The 19,510-nt window shown below is 59.8% G+C and carries 12 protein-coding genes; 8 read left to right on the top strand and 4 right to left on the bottom strand.

The window, feature by feature from the left end:
- Positions 1–4 precede the first annotated feature (4 nt).
- Together SO180_RS20005 and SO180_RS20000 are read left to right on the top strand one after the other, a co-directional pair.
- Positions 5–1,762 carry an ABC transporter ATP-binding protein gene (locus SO180_RS20005; RefSeq protein WP_449380557.1) on the top strand — a complete coding sequence of 586 codons (1,758 nt, stop codon included), beginning with the start codon at positions 5–7 and terminating at the stop codon, positions 1,760–1,762.
- 258 nt (positions 1,763–2,020) lie between these two features.
- Positions 2,021–7,285: an Ig-like domain-containing protein gene (locus SO180_RS20000; RefSeq protein ID WP_449380556.1), complete on the top strand. Its 5,265-nt coding sequence runs from the start codon at positions 2,021–2,023 to the stop codon at positions 7,283–7,285.
- On the opposite strand, the gene SO180_RS19995 is transcribed toward SO180_RS20000, so the two are convergent.
- Positions 7,272–8,750, bottom strand: a complete 1,479-nt coding sequence (locus tag SO180_RS19995) for a lipopolysaccharide biosynthesis protein (protein WP_449380555.1) — start codon at positions 8,748–8,750, stop codon at positions 7,272–7,274. The genes SO180_RS20000 and SO180_RS19995 overlap by 14 nt on opposite strands.
- A 432-nt stretch (positions 8,751–9,182) precedes the next feature.
- Here SO180_RS19995 and SO180_RS19990 point away from each other — a divergent pair, with 432 nt between their 5' ends.
- Positions 9,183–10,826 carry a hypothetical protein gene (locus SO180_RS19990; RefSeq protein ID WP_449380554.1) on the top strand — a complete coding sequence of 548 codons (1,644 nt, stop codon included), beginning with the start codon at positions 9,183–9,185 and terminating at the stop codon, positions 10,824–10,826.
- The gene (locus tag SO180_RS19985; RefSeq protein WP_449380553.1) at positions 10,783–11,283 is read left to right on the top strand and encodes a DCC1-like thiol-disulfide oxidoreductase family protein; all 501 of its coding nucleotides are present in this window, start codon (positions 10,783–10,785) and stop codon (positions 11,281–11,283) included. The genes SO180_RS19990 and SO180_RS19985 overlap by 44 nt, the downstream gene beginning before the upstream one ends.
- 155 nt (positions 11,284–11,438) lie before the next feature.
- Here SO180_RS19985 and SO180_RS19980 read toward each other — a convergent pair whose 3' ends face one another.
- Together SO180_RS19980 and SO180_RS19975 are read right to left on the bottom strand one after the other, a co-directional pair.
- Positions 11,439–12,602, bottom strand: coding sequence for a glycosyltransferase family 2 protein (locus tag SO180_RS19980; RefSeq protein ID WP_449380552.1), 1,164 nt, complete (start codon positions 12,600–12,602; stop codon positions 11,439–11,441).
- Positions 12,603–12,920: 318 nt separating this feature from the next.
- Entirely contained in the window at positions 12,921–13,211 is a 291-nt protein-coding gene (locus tag SO180_RS19975) for a hypothetical protein (protein ID WP_449380551.1), read from the bottom strand.
- A 1,324-nt stretch (positions 13,212–14,535) separates the two neighbouring features.
- On the opposite strand from SO180_RS19975, the gene SO180_RS19970 reads away from it, so the two are divergent.
- From SO180_RS19970 to SO180_RS19960, 3 genes are all read left to right on the top strand, one after another.
- Complete coding sequence (locus SO180_RS19970; protein WP_449380550.1) at positions 14,536–15,729, top strand: acyltransferase family protein; 1,194 nt, start codon at positions 14,536–14,538, stop codon at positions 15,727–15,729.
- Between the two features lie 170 nt (positions 15,730–15,899).
- Entirely contained in the window at positions 15,900–16,790 is an 891-nt protein-coding gene (locus tag SO180_RS19965) for an aldose 1-epimerase family protein (protein ID WP_449380549.1), read from the top strand.
- Positions 16,791–17,046: 256 nt separating this feature from the next.
- Positions 17,047–17,772 carry a response regulator gene (locus SO180_RS19960; RefSeq protein WP_449380548.1) on the top strand — a complete coding sequence of 242 codons (726 nt, stop codon included), beginning with the start codon at positions 17,047–17,049 and terminating at the stop codon, positions 17,770–17,772.
- On the opposite strand, the gene SO180_RS19955 is transcribed toward SO180_RS19960, so the two are convergent.
- On the bottom strand, positions 17,769–18,926 hold the full coding sequence (locus SO180_RS19955) for an acyltransferase family protein (protein WP_449380547.1): 1,158 nt from the start codon (positions 18,924–18,926) through the stop codon (positions 17,769–17,771). The two genes, SO180_RS19960 and SO180_RS19955, sit on opposite strands and share 4 nt — an antisense overlap.
- Before the next feature lie 240 nt (positions 18,927–19,166).
- Here SO180_RS19955 and SO180_RS19950 point away from each other — a divergent pair, with 240 nt between their 5' ends.
- Positions 19,167–19,406, top strand: coding sequence for a hypothetical protein (locus SO180_RS19950; RefSeq protein WP_449380546.1), 240 nt, complete (start codon positions 19,167–19,169; stop codon positions 19,404–19,406).
- Positions 19,407–19,510 lie beyond the last annotated feature (104 nt).

Here is a 19,510-nt window from a genome sequence, read left to right as displayed (position 1 = left end):
TGCATTGGTCGAACTGTTCAAGCTGCTCAAGCTTGCTCCGCTGCCCCGTTGGGTGACGCCGACGCTGATCGTTCTTGGCCTGGCTGCATCGTTGGCCGAGACGGTCGGGATCACCCTCGTGCTCCTGTTCTTCTATTTCGCCATGGGGCAGGTGGAACTTGCGACGTCTACCGGCGGCCTGCTGGGCGAGGCGCTCCGGTATGCGGCGAACTGGTTTCACAGCTCGACCGAAACTGCCGTCGTGCTGCTCCTTCTCATCATTGCTCGCGGTGCTCTTTCCTTTGTCAACACACTCATCAGTGCGCGTGTTGGCGAACAGATCAATGAAGCCGCACGCAACCGCGTCCATCTGCAGTATCTCTCGACTTCGTACTCGTTCTTTCAACGCCATGACGAAGCATATCTCATGGAGGTGTTGGGAACTGAGACATGGGTGATTTCTGGAGCATACGCCAGCCTCACCCGCATTATCGTAAGCTCGTGTTCGATCTTTCTGTTCGCGTCCTTTCTGTTGGCGCTCTCGATCAAGGTGACCGTCCTCGCCATCGTTGCCTCGATGCTGGTATCGGCCGGATTGCGTCATCTTTCGTTGCCCATGCAGCAGTTGGGCACCGGCGTGAAGCTGGTTCATCAAAGACTGGGGGAGCACATGCTGATGACGCTCCAGGGTATGCGCACGATCCGCGCATATGGCCAGGAGGAGAGTCACCAGAGGCGATTCGAGCAGGCTTCGACACAGGCGCGACAGGTCGCGCTGCGGCTTGCGCGTCTGTCCGCCCTGGTCTCGCCTCTGACGGAGGTAGGCTATCTTGTCGTGCTGTTTCTCGTCATCGCGTCCGCAGACATGTGGGGAATCGGCTTTGCGACGAGTTTGACCGCGGTTGCGCTGCTCTATCGACTGCAGCCGCATATGCGAGACCTGGAGGGGAACTTGCTGTATATGGCGCAAATCGAGCCTCAGCTTCGGTCGATCCGACACATGCTGTCGACGGATGACAAGGAGTACCCCAAGGCCGGGCACGTCGCCGTGACTGCATTGGACGAAGGCATCTCATTTCGCGACGTGACTTTCCGCTATGATGCCGGAGGCGAAGCCGCTCTTACGGATGTTTCGTTTGACATTCCGGCGGGGAAAACCACTGCGCTCATTGGAGCCAGTGGAGCGGGCAAGACGACGATCGTAAATCTGCTGCTGCGGCTCTATTCGGCCAACGAGGGTGTCATACGGGTTGACGGTCGGCCCATCGAAGACCTTTGCCGGACGGATTGGCTCGGTATGCTCGCGATTGCGGGCCAGGATGTCGATCTGATCGAAGGCACGGTGATCGAGAACGTTCGGATGGCCAAGAACGACGCCACCGAAGAGGAGGTTCTGCAGGCGCTTCGGGTGGCGGGAATTTCAGAGGTCGTCGAGGCCCTGCCCGACAAATACGACACCTGGATAGGGCAGCATGGCCTGCGCTTTTCGGGCGGTCAGCGTCAGCGTCTTGGTCTTGCACGCGCGATTGTGCGCAATCCAAAATTCCTCATCCTTGACGAAGCGATGAGCGCGCTCGATCTGACGCTCGAGGACAGCATTCGACGCGCGATCCAGCTGCACTTCAGGAGTCGAACCTTACTGCTCATAACGCATCGCCTGGAATCCGTACGCGATGCGGATCATGTGGTATGCATCGAGAACGGCCGGGTTCGCGCGGAGGGGCCACCGGCTATAGTGATGGCGAACTCTACGAGCGTGCGCACCAGGAATTTCGCGCGCTGAAGTCGGTCAAATATCGGACGCATAACTCGGTTCCCGAATTGGAACCAAGCGTGTGTTCGGCGTGCGCCCATTGAAGCGACGGGACGGCGCGTGGGTTGAACTTGCCGGTTGCCAAGCAGCGCCGACCTCGCGTGAGTCCGTAGCGCTACGGTGCCTCGGCTGATTCTCACTTCATGCGTCAAATTGTGTGGAATCCCGTAAGCCCCTTTTGATTGTGGGCATAGTTGCGTGTCGCGCAAAGGGGCGCGCGATTCAACCATGACCATTATCAACGGAACTGCAGAAGCCGATATCCTGTTTGGCGGAACCGGAAACGACCTCCTGACCGGAGGAGCAGGCTCGGACACTTTCGTGATCTCGAAAGGGTACGGTTCCGATACCGTCACCGACTTTCAGGCGGGTGCAGGCGGCGATGTGTTGCGGGTGCAGAACTACGGCTTTGCGACGTTTGCCAAATTCGTGGCCGCAGCCAGCCAGGTAGGCGCCGATACCGTCGTAACTCTGTCGTCGACCGAGACGCTTACGCTGCAGAATGTCGCGCTCTCGACCTTGGTTGCAAACGATGTTGCGCTGGATAATCCGCTGCCGGCAAGCGGAACGGCGTGGAATTGGGCAGGTACTGTCCCCGCAGGCAGCACGCTGACGACCGGAGCGACAAATGACGGCATCCAGGCCGGCGGCACGGGCGTCACCCTGATCGGCGGAGCCGGGGACGACACCTACTACGTCTACGACCACAACACCAAGGTCGTCGAGCAGGCCGGCGAGGGGATCGATACGATCCGTGTCTGGAACATCAATGGATACAGTCTCCTCGATGCGCCGAACGTCGAGAACCTCGTCCTGACGGATAGCGTTCCTTCTCCCGCCACCGGCAATGATCTCGACAACATCATTGTCGGCAATGCCGGCGACAACATGATTGACGGCGGGCGGGGCAACGATGTGCTGACCGGTGGGGCCGGTCGCGACACCTTTGTCGTGACCACAGGCAACGGAAACGACATCGTCACCGACTTTCAGGCTGGCGCCGGCGGTGACATCCTGCAACTCAACAACACGGGCTTCAAGACGTTCACCGACGTCACGGCGGCCATGAAGCAGGTCGGCACCGACCTTGTCCTGACGATCCCCAGCGGCGAAACCATAACGCTTGAAAACACCAGCCTCCAGAATCTCACGGCCGCCAATATAAACATCGTCAGTCCCCTGACCGGACTGGTCCAGACCTTCAACGACGACTTCAACACGCTCTCCGCGGGGCAGGATCCCAGCCTGACCTGGCGCACAAGCTATGCCTGGAGCGGAGCAGCAAGCTACGGGCTGGCCGGCGAACAGGAAGTGTACGTCGATCCCAGCTTTTCCGGGCTGCCGGCAACTCAGGCATCAACGTCGCTTGGGCTAAATCCGTTCTCGATTCAGGATGGCCACCTTGTCATCACGGCGCAGCCCTTGCCTGCGAGTGCCACGCCTTATACCGGAAGCGCCATTTTCTCGTCGGGCATGATCTCGACCCAGAACAGCTTCACCCAGACCTACGGCTATTTCGAGATGACGGCCACGCTGCCCAGTACAAGCGGCGCATGGCCGGCGTTTTGGCTGCTGCCCAGCACCACCAACAACCTCAACACGGAAATCGATGTGCTCGAAGCCTTTGGTCAGGATTCTGACCAGTCCCATTGGGCCATTCACTCACCTTATGCGCCCGCGGCGAATGGGGGTTGGGCAAATACAGCCAACCTGACCACTGGAGAACACACGTTCGCGCTCGAATGGACGCCTTATGACCTGACGTTCTTCGTGGACGGGAAGGAGGTCGCACAGCAGGCCACGCCCGCCGACATGAATACGGCGATGTACATGATCGCCAATCTGGCGATGGGCGGGAGCTGGCCAGGCAACGCCGCTGCGGGATCGACGGCCTCGATGACCATCGATTCAATCAAGGCCTATCAATTGCCGGAGTACACGCTTGCGAACTACACCCTTCTCGCGAGTGGCACCCCAAGCAATACGATCGCGGGAAGTGCGGCTGCGGATACGCTGACCGGCACTTCCGGCAATGACCTGATCGGCGGTGCCGGCGGCGCCGATACCATGACCGGCGGTGCCGGCGACGACACCTATGTCGTGACCGATCCGGGTGCGAAGGTTGTCGAAGCCTATGGCGGAGGCGTCGATACGGTCAATTCGTCGGTGACGTACACGCTTTCCAGCTACGTCGAGAATCTGACGCTCACCGGTTCGGCGGCCATCAATGCCACCGGCAATATCGAGTCCAACATCATCATCGGCAATTCCGCGGCGAACGTCATCACCGGCGGACTCGGCAATGATATCCTGACTGGTGGTGGCGGCGCCGATACCTTCGTCATCAACTCCGGCGATGGTTCGGACATCATTACCGACTTCTCGCCTGGATCGGGCGCCGGTCACGATGTCGTCCAGTTGAATGGCTTTGCCTTCACCTCGTTCGCCGACGTGCAGGCGGCAATGAGCCAAGTCGGAGACGATGTGTATCTGAGGTTGACGAGCCAGGATACCCTGGTGTTCCGCAACACGACGGTCTCGGCGTTCACCAGCGACGATTTCCAACTGCCCGCAACGCTGCCCGTCGGCGGGTCGATTACGTCCTGGATCAGCGGGAAGGCGAGCAGCCACACGGTGTACGGCACCGCGGCGAACGACAAGCTCACGGCGGTGAATAGCGATGACACGCTCGTTGGCGGGAACGGCGACGATACCTACGTCATCGGCAATAAGAACCAGAAGATTGTTGAGAATTCCGGTGGCGGCATCGACAGCGTGGAGGCCTGGACGTCGTACACGCTGCCCGCCAACGTCGAAAACCTGACGTTGATGACAGGCGGGTTCGCTGGCGTCGGCAACCAATTGGCAAACCGTATGGCCGGCTCTAGCGGCGACGACGTCCTCGATGGCGCCGGCGGGAATGACTGGCTCTACGGTGGAGCCGGAAACGATACGTTTATTTACAACGCGGGCAGCGGCAACGATACGATCGCGGATTTTCATGTCTCCGCGAGCTCGACTGCCGAACACGACAAGCTGATCCTGAAAGGCTATGACGGCGGTGCCTATTTGACCCACGTGAACGACGTGTGGACCGTTCACTATGCGGGTGGAGCAGATACGCTGCGCATTGCCGGCGTCACCAGCTTGACGTCGGCCGACTATTCATTCGTTTCCGCGACGAATTCGCCCATGGCGATGACGTCTATCGCCGTGCCGACGATCTCGGCGACCAACGACAGCGGCTCGATCGTGGCGGGCCTCGTCAACACAAATCATCTGATTCTCACGGGCCACGCAGAGGCAGGTGTAACCGTCGAGGTGTTCGATGGGACCAATCAGATCGGCACGACGGTCGCCGACGGCAATGGTAGCTGGAGTTTTGCGACCGGAACGCTGGTCGACGGCGCACATGCCTTCGCGGCTGCCGCAGCGGACGGCGTCGGCAATCTCAGCGCGCTCTCGGCCGGGGTCAATGTCACCATCGACACGGTGGCTCCCACCGCGCCCAATGTGGCGTCGTTCTCGCCCGACAGCAATGTCGTCGGCGATGGAGTCACCAATGTCAACCGGGTGAACTTGACTGGAACCGCTGACGCGGGGAGCACCGTGCAGGTCTTCGACGCCGGGACGATGATTGGAACGGCAGTTGCTGATGCCAATGGAGCCTGGTCCTTTGCGACCGGAACATTGATGGATGGCAACCACACCTTTACCGGCAGGGCCGCGGATGCCGCCGGCAATGTCAGCGCTTCCTCGGGCGCGCTGAACGTCATGGTCGATACGCGTGCACCGGTTGCACCTGTCCTGACCTCGGGCACACCCGCCGCTTCGAACGGCATGATCGTCTCCGGCACGGCTGAGGCCGGAAGCACGGTCCGGCTGTATGAGGGCGCGACCTTGCTCGGCACGGGCGTGGCGGCGGTGAGCGGGGCCTGGAGCGTCACCACCGGATCGCTCACGGCAGGCCAGCACAGCTTCACAGCGACGGCAACCGACATCGCCGGCAATTTAAGCCAGCAGTCGGACGCCTTCAGTGCTGCCGTCGGTACAGTGATCGAAGCGGCCGGTGCGACAACGATTACCAAGGTAGGAAGCAATTTCTACCTGTCGACTGCCGGATCATCGGTTCTCTTGAAGAATGGCGGGACGGCGGTTGTCGCGGGGCAGCTTGGCCCATGGGCGCCGGTTGGTGCGGAAGCATCGTCGTCAAACGGCTATCTCGTCGCCTGGAAGATTGCCGCCACCGGCCAGTTTACGATCTGGAACACCGATAGCAACGGCAATTTCGTATCCAACTATCTCAACAAGGTGTCGGGGACGGACCCCACGCTTGAATCGAGTGAGACCCTCTTTCACCAGGATCTCAATGGCGACGGCGTGATCGGCGTTCCCTCGACTGCTACGGCGCAGGCCTCAACCACGACAACAATTGCAGGGACGACGATCGAGGCATCCGGTTCGACCAGTCTGGTTGCCGTCGGCAAGAATTTCTCCTTGGTCTCGATGGCGGCCGGCACCGGACCGACGTTGAAGTCTGGCGGTGTCGCGGTCGTGTCGGGACAGTTCAGCGTCTGGACGCCGGTGGCGGTGGAGCAGACGTCCTCCGGCTATGACGTGGCCTGGAAGATTCCGGCCACCGGCGAATTTTCGGTATGGACCACCGACCGCAATGGCAATTACTTATCGAACCTGCTGAACAAGGTGTCCCCGACCGACCCGTCGCTCAAGGCGATTGAGACGGCGTTTTACCAGGACCTCAACGGCGACGGCGTGATCAATACGCCATCGACCGTCCTCGAGATTTCCGGGAACGTCGTATTGAAGCTCGGCAATATGACGCAGGCTGCGACGATCGACGCGGGCGCCACACTCGAATTGTCCGGCGCAGCTTCCGGATCGATCACCTTCAAGGCTACGACGGGCAATCTGGTGCTGGACCATGCGGCGCAATTTACGGGGACGCTGATCAACCTGACGGGCGACGGCACCGCCGCCAATTCCAACCATCTCGATCTGAAGGACATCGCGTACGGAGCAGGGACGTCGGCGTCCTTTTCGGGCAACACGGCCGGCGGCACGTTGACCGTGGTCGATGCCCAAAATCACACCGCACATATTTCGCTGGTCGGCGACTACACCAAGTCGACCTTCAATCTCTCGAGCGACGGGACAGGAGGCACGCTGGTCATCGATCCTCCGAAAGCCGGCTTTGATTTCGCGTCGGTTCCGGCGTCGCGGCCTCCCGCAATCACACCGGCCGTCACCGCGGTGCGCCTGGAAGGCGACGGATTTGTTCTTGCGCAGTCTGCCGCCTCAAAGGGCACCTATGAGTTCGGTAACGAGGCACTCCATGAATCGACCAGGGTAGCGTCCCTCGTGGAGACAAGTCGCATGGATGTCGACCCCGGCGTTCATCAGGTCGACCTCGTTCATGCGTTGGCCCCGATCGACGCCCATCTGGCGGAAATGCACAATTTCATCCTTCGCTGAAGGATCTTTGGGTCGCTATCCTCTGATAGCCGTTGCGCAACACGCGTCTTGCGAGTGCCCTTTTCCGCGGGAAGAGAATGATGGTCACGAGATATGAGGCATAGGCAAGTGCCAGCAGTGTAGCCAGCCCAGCCAGGGAGTTTCCATCCAGCAACGAGATGGTCGAGATCCTAACGAAGACCGCTGCCACGAGACAACCGATCCAATGCGGACCCGTCGTTTCGATCAAGCTCCTCGTTGTGACGGGGCCCGTGCGACCGACCGACATCGCGTAGAGCGGCAACACGATGGCGCAATTCACCAGCGCATACGCCATGGCAATCCCGAGGGCGCCCCAGGGAAGGCCAACGACGAATGAGGTCACGTTGATCAGGGCGGTCCAAATGCCGAGCCTGAAGTACTCTCGGCCACGGCCTTGACTGAGAAACAGCCAGGTTGCCGTCGCGGTCGCGACCTGGATTAGGCCCGCAAGGCCAAGCCACGAAAAAATCGGGGCTGCACCCACCCAATGCTCTCCAAGCACAAATTTGAAGAGCGGCTCCGACAGCAGGATGGCGAAGACGATGCCGGGCTGACATGCAAGCATGACCAGCGAAAGAACATCCTCGTAGGTGCTCAGATATTTCTCCTTGTCGAAACGAAGGCGCGAAAGCAGAGGGACAATCACCTGGCCGATGGGGTTGTGCAACTGAATGATCGGAAACAGCAACAGCTTATAGGCGCGATCATACAGGCCGAGCTCGTCTCCGCCGCGGAATTTGCCGATGAGAATATTGTCCGCGTTTCTCGAGAAATAGTTGGCCAGATTGAATCCGGAAACGTGCAGGCCAAATCTCGCCAATTGGCGAGTCTCTTTTTCCAAGTGGGGATATCCAGGACGATAGGCCGAACAGGCCCAGATCCCGACTGTCGAAAAGAGCGTCAGAACGAGTGTGGACAGGTAAAGTGCCCAATAATCTCTCAAGATGATCACGGCGACGATCCCTGCCGCTACGGAAGCGGTTGTCGCTACGACATCCAGGATGGCCAAGGCCCTGAACCGGCTCTCTCTGGCGAGCAGCGCGGCGGGAACGGTTGGAAGGCCCGCGATGAAGCTGAGCCCGGCAATTGCGATGGTGAGTTGTTGGAGCCTCGGCTCATCGTAGAGCAGCGCAATCGGATATCCGATCAACCCCAGAACGAGAGCAGATGCCGCGGAGGCGATCACCGACAGCCAAAACAGCGTATCGAGCTGGCCCTTGGTGATTTCCGGGCGCTGAACGATCGCCTGTCCAACACCAAGGTCCTTGAAGAGCCCGACGAACGTTGCTGCGGTCGCAGACATGGCAAGCAGGCCGAAGTCGGACGCCGCGAGATTTCGCGTCGAGACGATGGTCAAGAGAAAGCCGGCGCAGAGTTTCCAGGCTTGCGACCCACCTGTTATCAGGATGTTCGTTGCGGCCCGTGACTTGCTATCTCTGTCCAAACGAGCTCACCCGGCGATATCGAACAGCTCTTGCTCGGCCTTGCATCTGGCGGCAGCAAGAGCTGTCGGCTCTCCATGACGACGGATCAAACCGTTGCAGGTTTTTAGCTTGGCTCTGGTACGAACGGAAGACGGGATCGAGCCGTGCGGAGCGAGCAGGCTCTGAAAACGTTTGTCGCTTGCATCTTTTATGGATGTCCAAACTGATCATGGACAATTGCTCTCAGGTTTACGCTGGCAAAGAAGAGACGTGGCCACATTAATGCCCGCAGTTCGTCACATTTCAATTCGCAATGGTCAGGTTCCCGCGCGAGGATTGTGAGCACTCCATCGCGGAAGACCAAGACTGCTCGTGCGAGGCTTGCGCAACCGAAGTGATCCGATAAGGTTCGATCGATTGCAACCGCGCAGTTCCGGGTTCCGAGACAAAGGATGGCGCTCTATTCCGTCGCATCACAGCAAGGGACCCGATCTCGCGTTTCCTCACTCGCGGGACCTCTGTTCCTCCTTGCAATAGCCGTCATTCTCGCTGCGGTGTCGCGGCGCGCCGTCACGCATCTCGCGCGCTGGTCCGATATTTACGCCCTGGTGCTGGTTTGCGCGGCTTTCGCCGGTGCGATCGCCTTCAGTTCAGTTCGTTACCGGGATATCTCGCCGCCATTGCGGATCACCGCCTTCGCGATCGGAATGGCAATCTTCGTGCAATTGCTGTTCGATTCACTGGGGCCCTTCGCCGGTCCCCCCAATATCCTGTTCGGCTCCGGCGAGAAGATTCTGTTCTTCCGCTACGGCGCGGTACTGGCGGTTGTGGCAGGGGGGGCTGCGATTTGGCGTCCTTCATTTCTGCTGCCGCTGCTCTACTATTACCATGCATGGCGCGAGATGGTGAGCGTCGTGTCCGGCATCTTCGTGACCGAGACCGATTATCTCGGGATGCTCGACGTCGGCAACTTCGCCGTCCTTGGTGTGCTCGGCACGATCGTCCTCACCAGCACCTGGGTGATGGATCGCGTGCCATGGCTGCGAACTCTGTTCGCTTCCGCGGATAATGTGAAGCAGCTTCGCGATCGCACCTATGGCTTGATCTGGGCGTGCGCCGTCGGCGCCCATCTCGGCAGCTATTTCTGGTCGGGAATCACGAAGCTGCAAGCCGGTGGCGAGAAGCCGTGGACATGGCTGCTTGCAAATCCCACGCAGACCTCGATCCTGATGGGACTCGAACGTGGCGACGCTCCGCTCGGTCTGTGGCCGGGCGCGTTGCAGTCGATCTGGGACGCGCTCGTCAGCTACCAGCTTCTCTTCAACGTCTTTGTGCTGGGCGCGCAGCTCCTGTCGCCACTGGCTGCGATCTCGACGCGCGTATTGTCGTTCTTCTGTCTGCTGTTCGATGTCTTTCACGTCGGCGTCTACTTCACGCTCGGTGCGCTGTTCTTCTTCTGGATTGCGGTCAACCTGTTCATCGTCGCCGCGGCACGCACGCTGCCGCGCGATGGGTTCACCCCGGCAATGAAGGTGGTGATGGTCGTGACCGTCATCTGCGGCCGATTCTTCTTCTACACCAACTACCTCGGATGGCTGGACGGGCCGAAGCTGGCAAGCCCGCGGTTCTTCGTCGAGACCCGGGATGGTCGCCAGATTCTCGCACCATCCACCTATTTCGGCATCTACTCGTACATGATTGGGACTGGAAGCATGTACATCCCCGAGAACCACTTCCGGGCTCGCGTTGGCGGCAACAACCACGATCTCGCAAGCTGGCACGACGCGACCACCTGCGGCCCGGAGATCATTTCACGTCAGGACACAGGCGTTGCCATGGAGGCGGTGGAAAAATTGGTCCGCGGGACGGATCGTTTTTTCCGTGTCTATCCCTGGGTCAAGGACAACAACAGCTTCTATGTCTATCCGCACCACATGCTCTCCAATCCATGGCTGTACGGCGAATTCAACAAGCTGACCATGGACGACATTGTCGCCTATCATTACGTGGTGGATTCGGTATGCCTCGGCCTGGCGGAAGGGAAGCTTGTGCGTGACGTTCGCAAGCGAACGGACTATCGAATTGACCCAAGATAGCGATGATCAGGTCTGGGTCGTCTATGACGGCGAATGCCCATTATGCAGCCGTTATGTGCTGCTGTACCAGTTGCGGGAGCGGGGTCAGCACGTTCACCTCATCGACGCGCGTTCGGAACATCCGATCGTAGGCGATATCCGCGCGCGCAACCTCGATCTCAATGAGGGCATGGTGGTCCGCTGGCGCGGGCAGTATTACTATGGCGCCGAGGCAATGCATTTGCTGGCGACGCTTGCCGGCGAGGCGACTTACTTCAACCGGCTCAATCGGCTCTTATTCTCCCGACCGCGGCTCGCAAAGGCACTGTATCCGGCGCTCGTGCGCGGAAGGAAACTTCTCCTTCGGCTTCTTGGTCGCAAGCCGATCGGCGAGATCAGATCAGTCCATGCTTCGGAACGGCGGGTGCCGGTCGGTCCTTCCGAAGAAAACATCAAGCACAACGATGCAGCCAGGTGACATCCCATCCACCGGAAGCGGCGGGTTAGGGTTAGAGCATGATCCGGAAAACTGTGAAGCGGTTTTCCCTCGCGACAAACGCGGAACGCGTTTGCGCGGAGATCATGCTCAAAACAATAACCTAAAACGCGATGACGAGGCGTCCCAATCGCGCTTTAGGGGTGTCGTGTTGCGGCCTGGTAGGCCGGGGAGAGGCGCATCAGACCGCAGCTGACAAGATCGTCCGGTGATTGGTAGATCCGGCTTTTCGGATAGGTGAGCTCGAATGACCGATCCTGAGCGAGCCGCTCCGCGTAGCGTTGATACTCGATTGATCCGAGGTAGTAATTCCTCTCGCGGACGGCGATGGCGACCTTGTCTGTGAAGTCGTGGAGGAATTTGAAATGGAGCAGGGCTCCTGTGACGTCGCCTGGCTTGCCGGGCGGTGCCATCAGGTGACCGGCGGCGATATAGCGACGGCCGGGCGACCAACGCGCGAGCGGCACCTTGGTGAGTAGCGGCGGCTGCCAGCGCGTGATGTTGACTGCAGGCAGCAGCCGCGCCAGCCCGTATGGCTCAAGCAATTGTACGAGCGCGTCGTAAAACGCGATCTTCGGCGGCATCGGCTCGTCATAGAACAGCCTCGCTCGCGCACCACCAACCAGGTAGTGCGTCGGAAAGCCGCGCCGACGGCGCTCCACATAGGTATCTGAATCGAAGTAGGGGCAGAATGCGACCAGGCTTTCACCGGCGCGGTAGCGCTCCGGGCCGCCGAGCCAGCGTGGATACATATCGACCATCTCCGCCGTCATGCAATCCGCGCCGGTGCTCTCCAGGTAACGGCACAACCGTCGAAGATCAAAATTTTCGTAGCCCGGATAGACAAAGAGCTCGTCGGCGTCGAGCGTCAGCCCCCAGCGTCCTGGCGCAAATTGGTCGAGCACAGCGCTGGTCCAACGCGCGCCACCACTTGATTCTGCAAATGGCTCGCGGATCTCGAACACGTGAACATCCGGCTGATCGAGCAGGAATTCTCGCGTGCCGTCATCCGAACGATCATCGATTGCGAGGAAACGTCCGATCCCGAGCCCGCGATGGTGGCGCAGGAAATCGGGTAGCCGCAGCATCTCGTTGCGGAATTTGCCGACCGCCAAAATCTCATCAGCGCCGATATCGAGCGGCCGGGTATCAAGCCGGTGAACAACGGGATCGGGACGTTGCTTCGACCGCAATCGTGTTGGCATCGAGAGAGCGACAGCAGTCTGGTCTGTTCCGATGGACCCTTGCAGTGTGTCCCGTGCGCTGCCGCGGCGTACTGCTGCTCTCGCCAGCAATTCCATTTTGGGTCCTCCAGCCAATCAAACACACATTGAAGTAATCATGAGACAGGACACGATAAAGACGGCGAAGATAGGTGCCGAGGACGATCTTGTTCATAGGTCCATGGCGAGACACAAATGCGCGGTTGGTCTGCACAATGCAGGATATCAGTGACGACTTGGCGCATGGCGTGCAGCCAGCGTCAACGAAACGGTCAGCGGAAATGGGAACTATGACTGGGTCTGCACGCGCGCGATGAAGCAGATTGAATTTCATCCAACAGCACATCGCGACAAGGTACGATGCTGCAACTGCATACATCGCAGACGGTGATTGGGTTAGAATGCGACTCGTGATCCAGGCAATGGCGGGGATGCCTCCGACTGCACATGATCGAGGACCGAGAGGTTCGCGACGAGCAGACGCGTCAGCAGGCTCGCGAAATAGATGACTTGCATCACCACCGCACTGATGACGAATGCTGTCACGCCGGTTGCCAAGCCCTGCTGCGCGCCCAAAAACCAGGCTGGAACCAGGATGAGCATGGTTGCGGGAATAAGGGTGAACGCGCGAAAAAAGCGTCCCAAAAGAAGACCCGCCACGCCGCTTGCTACTATCAGCAAGACCAAAATTCGTCCCTCCTGCGTTTACGCCAGCGATGCCCTGGACACGGATGTCGTCGCATTCCAACCACAGAACTGCTGGAAAGATACCACTTTCCGGTTGCGCCTGCTAGAGCACCTGATCCGGAAAAGTGTGTAGCGGATTTCCGAAAAGATCATGCTCAAACAATAACCTAAGCGCCACGACGATTCCTCCTAATCTCATCGCGCTTTAGTCAATTGGTAGGTTCCAGCTCCCTCGAAAATGGACGGCGGCCCACTTTTCGTCGAACGTCTTCAGCCGCTTATCAAGCTGAATATGCAGACGGCATTGAAGTCTTTCTCGGAAGCGCTATGCGGTCTATTCGTGCTCGGTTCCATTATTGTCCCGATGCGCGTCGGCTGCCGCATGGCATGTCACCCACCGCGTTCAGCCGCAATCTGGCTGAGTTAGGGGGAACAAAAAAAGTTCCATACGCAAGTGATGTTGGATGCGGCGATCGGTGCAAACCGGTACTGCATCGCAGAAAGCATTGCTTCCTCGGTTGTCTGCATCGCTTGAACTGTCGTCCGGCACCACGATGCTTCCCCCGCACGAGCCTGGCGAGCCCGAGTCTAGATTGGCAAAGGGCGAACGCAGAGACGGCAAGAGGCTTTTGGTCGGATCGACGAAGGTCGAGCGGCCTAGCCCTCATGCCTGCGGTGGTGCTGGAGGAGTGCGACCAGTTCCTGGAGGCTCTGTTCGATGTTTGCGGCCTGCAAAGATCCAGCATCAGGCTCTGGCCGATGAGTCTGGACCAGATGCAAGTTTGCGGCCGAAGGCCTCGCAGGCTTAGCTGGCTTTGGCTCGTGAATGGATATTTCCTGAAAGGAGCGCGTGATATCGTGGTTCGACCGCTGCCTTTTTGGCATTGGCGGTTCGGGCGCAGCATGTCGCGCCCTCGCGCTTTCGTCCGGGGATTGCCTGGGTCTGAGGGTAGGCGAAATGTAGGGCTGGAATTTCAGGTGTTCTGTGTGTCGTTTGCGGGAGATCAGCTCGCGCGTGCCGTAGCCGGCAGCGAAGCCAATCGCCAGCAGAACAAATATGATAATGAGCCCTACCATCGACTATACGCGCGCTCTCACGATTCTGCCCCAAAGCCAGCCTGCTGTCGTCTATTTCCTGTAATTGACTATTTGAAGGCACGTCGTTTGCCGTGTCTGTGTCGGGCTGCGATCAATCGTGGCCTGATGCGGCTTGATGTGTCAGCGCTGTCGATCGACAGACCATTCAATCTGTCCGGCATCGTTAAGTAGTAAATCGCGAAATGCCGAGATTCCGATCTTGTTGTTACAGTCTCCAGGTTCCACCATGGTAGAAAGCGGCGCCCAGAAGATCGGAGCCGTCAACGGCCTTCGCGGACTCGCCATCATGATGGTGGTCGTCTTTCACCTGTTTGTTCCGTTTACATCCAGCACGCCGTCGTTCCCCGGTGAGCTTGATCCGAATGGCCTTTTTGCCATTATCGCGAAGCACGGATTCTTGGGCGTAAATATGTTTTTTGTGCTCTCTGGATTCGTTCTGTACCTTCCATATCGCACAAAAAAGAGAGCCATCTCTCGTCTGGCAGACTTCTCGGATTTCTATTGGCACCGCGCGGCCCGGTTGCTTCCGCTTTACTACATCGTCGTCCTCGTGACGGTTGCACTCCATTCGAAGTCACCTGCTGGATCGCACGCCTGGTATCTGGAGCTCGGCGGACTTCTATCGACCCTTTTCATTTTTGTGCCTCACGGGTTTATGCCTCCCTCCAATCCCGTGTTGTGGTCCGTTGCTGTTGAAATCTGGTTTAGCCTCTTGTTTCCGGTGCTGGTCCTTCTGATCGCGCGGTGGAGCCTCGGAAGGCTGCTGCTGTTGAGCGTGGTCGTGTGCTCAGCCTTCGTGGTCGTCGGCCATCTCATCGCGGTCGATCGGGTTGGCGTATTTCGTCCGTTTGTGGGCGGCATCTTCGGGTCGTGCTACCAGTTCGTTTTCGGAATGTTGGTTTGCGATCTTTACGTCAAGTCCAGGGACAGCGTTTCGCTCGGGCGAGCCTACTCTCGCGTGCTTCTGCCCGGGGTCCTGCTGATGATTGCCGCCATATATATCAAGGATAACGGCCCCTGGGCCTTGAGCATTCACTACGCGACGATGTTCTGCGCCGGGTTTTCCATGGTATTGCTTGCGGTCCTGTCTGGAGCGTGGTCCGTAAATCGCGTGTTCGAGGGGCGGGCGATTCAAGTCGTCGGATGCATGTGCTACAGCATCTATGCGTGGCATTCGTCCATCATGGTTGAAATGATCCCGCCCGATACTTCCTCGTTGAAAGACACGCTTCGATTGTCGTTGCCATATCTGGCGATAATGATCGCCCTAAGTGCTCTGAGCTATCGCTATATTGAATTTGGCCGTCAGCGGGATTGGAGGGCCTTGTTCTTGTTGCGCAGTTCAAAGTCCAACGGGCTTGCTGGCGCCCAGGTATCCAGTCGCGATCATGCCGAGTCCAGGCCCGTTGCATCGTCCTGAAGGACCTTGCTCTGACACCCCGCATGCCAGCGGCGCACCAGGTCCGGGCTGTCCAGGTTGCATCGATGAGTTTTGCACAGACAGTCCGTGTGCGCGGTTGCGCCCAGCCATGGCGTCGCCACGCAAGTTCGCGCTAGTCTCAGACCAGAGCTTCTCGGGGATAAAGGGCTATGAACGAAGACATTCACGTGATTCGAAGCGGCGCGCTGACAGCGGCGATCAAGGCGCAAGGCGCAGAGCTGTGCTCGCTCAAGCACGAGACCGGCATCGAGTTCATCTGGCAGGCGGGTGCTGAATGGCCGCGCCATGCGCCGCTGCTGTTTCCGATCGTCGGCCGGCTCAGGAACGATGAGCTCCGCTATGGCGGCAAGACCTATCGCCTGACCCAGCATGGCTTCGCGCGCGACCGGCGTTTCACCTGGCTCGAGCGATCGTCATCGCGGTGTGTGCTCGAGCTCACCGACGACGCGGCGACACGCGCGCTCTATCCCTTTGCCTTCCGGCTGACCGCGACCTGCACGCTCGACGACGCCGGTCTCGACCTCGCCTTCACGATCGCCAATACCGGCGAGGACATCTTGCCGGCCTCGCTCGGTGGCCATCCCGCGTTCAACTGGCCTCTCGAACCTGATATGCCGAAGGAGCGTTATGTGCTCGCCTTCGCGCAGGACGAGCCGCATCCCGTCCGCCGGCTCGAAGGTGGGCTGCTGCGTGAAGCGACGGAGCCGAGCCCGGTCCGCGACAAGGTGCTCGGCCTGTCCGAATCCCTGTTCGCCGCAGACGCGGTGATCTTCGACCACCCCAACAGCACCTCGGTCCGCTATGCGGCCGGGCAGGCGGCATCTCGGGGGCCTTGGGTGGAGATGTCCTGGAGCGGTTTCCGCGAACTTGGCGTTTGGTCCAAGCCAACGGGCGCGCCGTTTATCTGCATCGAGCCATGGCGCGGCACTGCGAGTCCCGCGGACTTCGATGGTGCGTTCGATGAGAAGCCGGGTCTGATGCATATCGCGCCCGGCGCGGAAGAGACGCTGTCGTTCCGGATCCGGGTTGGGATCACGTAGACAAGCGAGGCCGGACCGGCCCGAGCGGACGGCGCTGCGCACTTGCGCCAGGGATTCGCGCGGCGGTGTTCTCTCATCGCCGATATTGTTTGCGCACGCCGAGGCGCGTACTATCGCGTTATGTTCGCTGGGGCTTTCAAATGCATTGTGAATGAAGGTTCACATCGTGACGCATTGTGTTACGCGCGCATCCGCGCGGCTGGCTCCTGCGTGCATCGTTTCGATGACGTCGAACGTTCAGGGAAGGGCTGACGCCATGGCCGGCTCCGTATCCGAGGACTTGCGTCGCACAGACCGCATCGTCGTCGTCGAGGACGATCCGGTGACGCGTGCCATGCTGGTTGGCTATTTCAGCGAGAACAATTTCAACGTGGTCGGCGCCGGCTCCTGCGCGGAATGCCGTCAGGCACTACGCGTCCGCACTGATCTCGTCTTCCTCGACGTCCAGCTGCCCGACGGCGACGGTTTTGAGCTTGCCAAGGAGATCCAGGCGCTCAGCAATGCTGGCATCATCTTCGTCACGCGCCGCGACACCGACGTCGATCGCATCCTCGGGCTCGAGATCGCCGGCGATCATTACGTGACCAAGCCGATCAACCTGCGCGACCTGCTTGCGCGGGCGCGCAGCGTACTGCGGCGGCGCTCGATCGATCGCAAGGCGGCGCGCAACCATAACTCAATTGCTTTTGGGGATTGGATCATCGATCTGATGCGCCGGGAACTGATGGACGGCGACAGCAAGCCGGTTGCACTCACCCGCGCCGAGTTCGATCTGCTTGCCGCCCTCGTCGGCGCCGACGGCCGGCCGCTGAGCCGCGACTACCTCATCGAGGTCGTCAGCAACCGGCAGACCGAGGTCGATGTGCGCACGGTCGATGCGCTGGTGGCGCGGCTGCGCCGCAAGCTGATCGGCAGCGGAACGCCCGTGATCGCAACTGTCACCGGCGTCGGCTACAAGCTCGCGATCAGCGAACGGCTCTAGGCCGCGCTTCGCGCCGCGATGACGCCGATTCCCGGTGAATGTTCGGCGGATGAGGCGGTGAGGCGGTGCGCCAGCTTCTGCGCGCGCCGTTCGATGAGTCGCCACGTCGCAAGCGACAAGACATAGGCGATCAGCGCGGTACACGCATAAGCCAGCAACAGCGAGGCAAGTCCGTCCGCCAGCGGCCAGAGATGGCGCAGGCCGTAGATGACGGCGAAATGTGACAGGTAGATTGAGTAGGAGTTGCGCCCCAGCGCCTCGATCGGGGCCCAGCGAATCGCAAAGCGAATGCAGCCGAAGACGAGGACGCCGAGCACGAGGTTGATCATGAGATAGTTGAACTCGTGCGATCCGCTCGCCCGGTTGGCCACGAAGGACGATGCGATGAGAACCGCAAACAACCCGGCGTCGGATTTTGCAAATCCGTCTCGCAGGCCGAAGAACAGCGCGCAACCGGTTAGGAACACCGGAAGCTGGTTGAGGAAACTCAGGTGCAGCGCGTTCCAGACGAACGCCTCGTGGCCAGGCCCGTAATAGGCCGTGAAGAACGCATAGGCCAACGGCTTGAAGGCGCAGACATTGACCAGATGCAGGATGATCGCGAGCACGAGATAGAGCTGGCGGCGTGACCCGAAGGCTGCGATGAGATGCGGAAAGAGGAGATAGAACGTCATCTCCGCGGCGATCGACCAGTCGCCCGGCACGACGCTGTTGATGCTGTCCGGCCAGAAGCCGTGCAGGAAGGTGGCGGTCAGGGCAACCTGCACGGGCCCGATCCCGTTGGGTGCATCGTAGCTCGGGCCGGTGCCATCGACGGCGAGATAGAGCGGAATGGCGAGCCAGAACAGCGGCGCGATGCGCAGGAAGCGCCGGATGTAGAATTTGCGCGTCGGATCGCTTTCGCCGGCGCGCTCCGTCCACATCAGGCACATCGTCATCGCGCTGACGAAATAGAACACGTTGACCCCGACCCAGCCGGAGCCGAACGCGAAATCGACGATCCGTATGCCGGAGGGAAAAGACTGCGAGACGTGGATCGCCATCACGCCGGCGATGGCCAGGCCGCGCAGGACGTCAAGAGTGTGCGAACGTTCGAAGGGCAGCGCTGCGCTCGCTCCGCTCCGGCTGCCGATGGTCCCGACCTGGCTCTGCACGCGCGCTCCGACGCATTTGGATTTCCGTTGGCGACATCGCACGTATACCGGCGGTTGTGCAGGTCCTGAACTGAAAGTTTTTGTTTACGTTAACCGTTCCTGCGTTCTGGTTGTTCTCAACTGTTTTTGAAATGTAAGGTAGCTCACACCACCGGGCCGGCAGATCGGGCCATCTTTTGCAGCGTCGACGGCGGCAGGCTTTGCCGCGGCATCGATCCACACCAGCTCATGGAGGCAACATTGAGCCACGCTGCAGACAAGGAAGAGATCGTCCGCAAATTCCTGGCATCGCGCGCGTTCGACTTCGCCGCGTTCGGAAAGTTCGTCGCCGAAAACGGCGCAAGCCTCGCCAGCGGCCGTGACGGCGAATTCGGTTTCGTCATTGGTCACCGCGTCATCCGCTACTGCATTCCGCCTCAGGTGGAGGTGACCGAAGAGATCGATCCGTCCGTTGTCCGTAATGAGGTCACGGGCCGCTGAGGCAGGCGGTGGTCGGCGCGAAGGCGATGTGTTTCGTCCATCCGTTGGCCGCCGATGCCGCCCTCTTCCACAAGGGGAGAAGGGAAACCGTATGTGAGACGGAC

Source organism: Bradyrhizobium sp. UFLA05-112, from assembly GCF_053572325.1.
Note: the sequence above shows the minus strand (reverse complement) of the source record. Positions and strands in the feature narration are given on the sequence as shown.

Coding starts and splice junctions, on each gene's coding strand:
- SO180_RS20000 (WP_449380556.1), top strand. CDS start 2,021: ATGACCATTATCAACGGAACTGCAGAAGCCGATATCCTGTTTGGCGGA.
- SO180_RS19990 (WP_449380554.1), top strand. CDS start 9,183: ATGGCGCTCTATTCCGTCGCATCACAGCAAGGGACCCGATCTCGCGTT.
- SO180_RS19980 (WP_449380552.1), bottom strand. CDS start 12,602: ATGGAATTGCTGGCGAGAGCAGCAGTACGCCGCGGCAGCGCACGGGAC.
- SO180_RS19970 (WP_449380550.1), top strand. CDS start 14,536: ATGGTAGAAAGCGGCGCCCAGAAGATCGGAGCCGTCAACGGCCTTCGC.
- SO180_RS19965 (WP_449380549.1), top strand. CDS start 15,900: ATGAACGAAGACATTCACGTGATTCGAAGCGGCGCGCTGACAGCGGCG.
- SO180_RS19960 (WP_449380548.1), top strand. CDS start 17,047: ATGGCCGGCTCCGTATCCGAGGACTTGCGTCGCACAGACCGCATCGTC.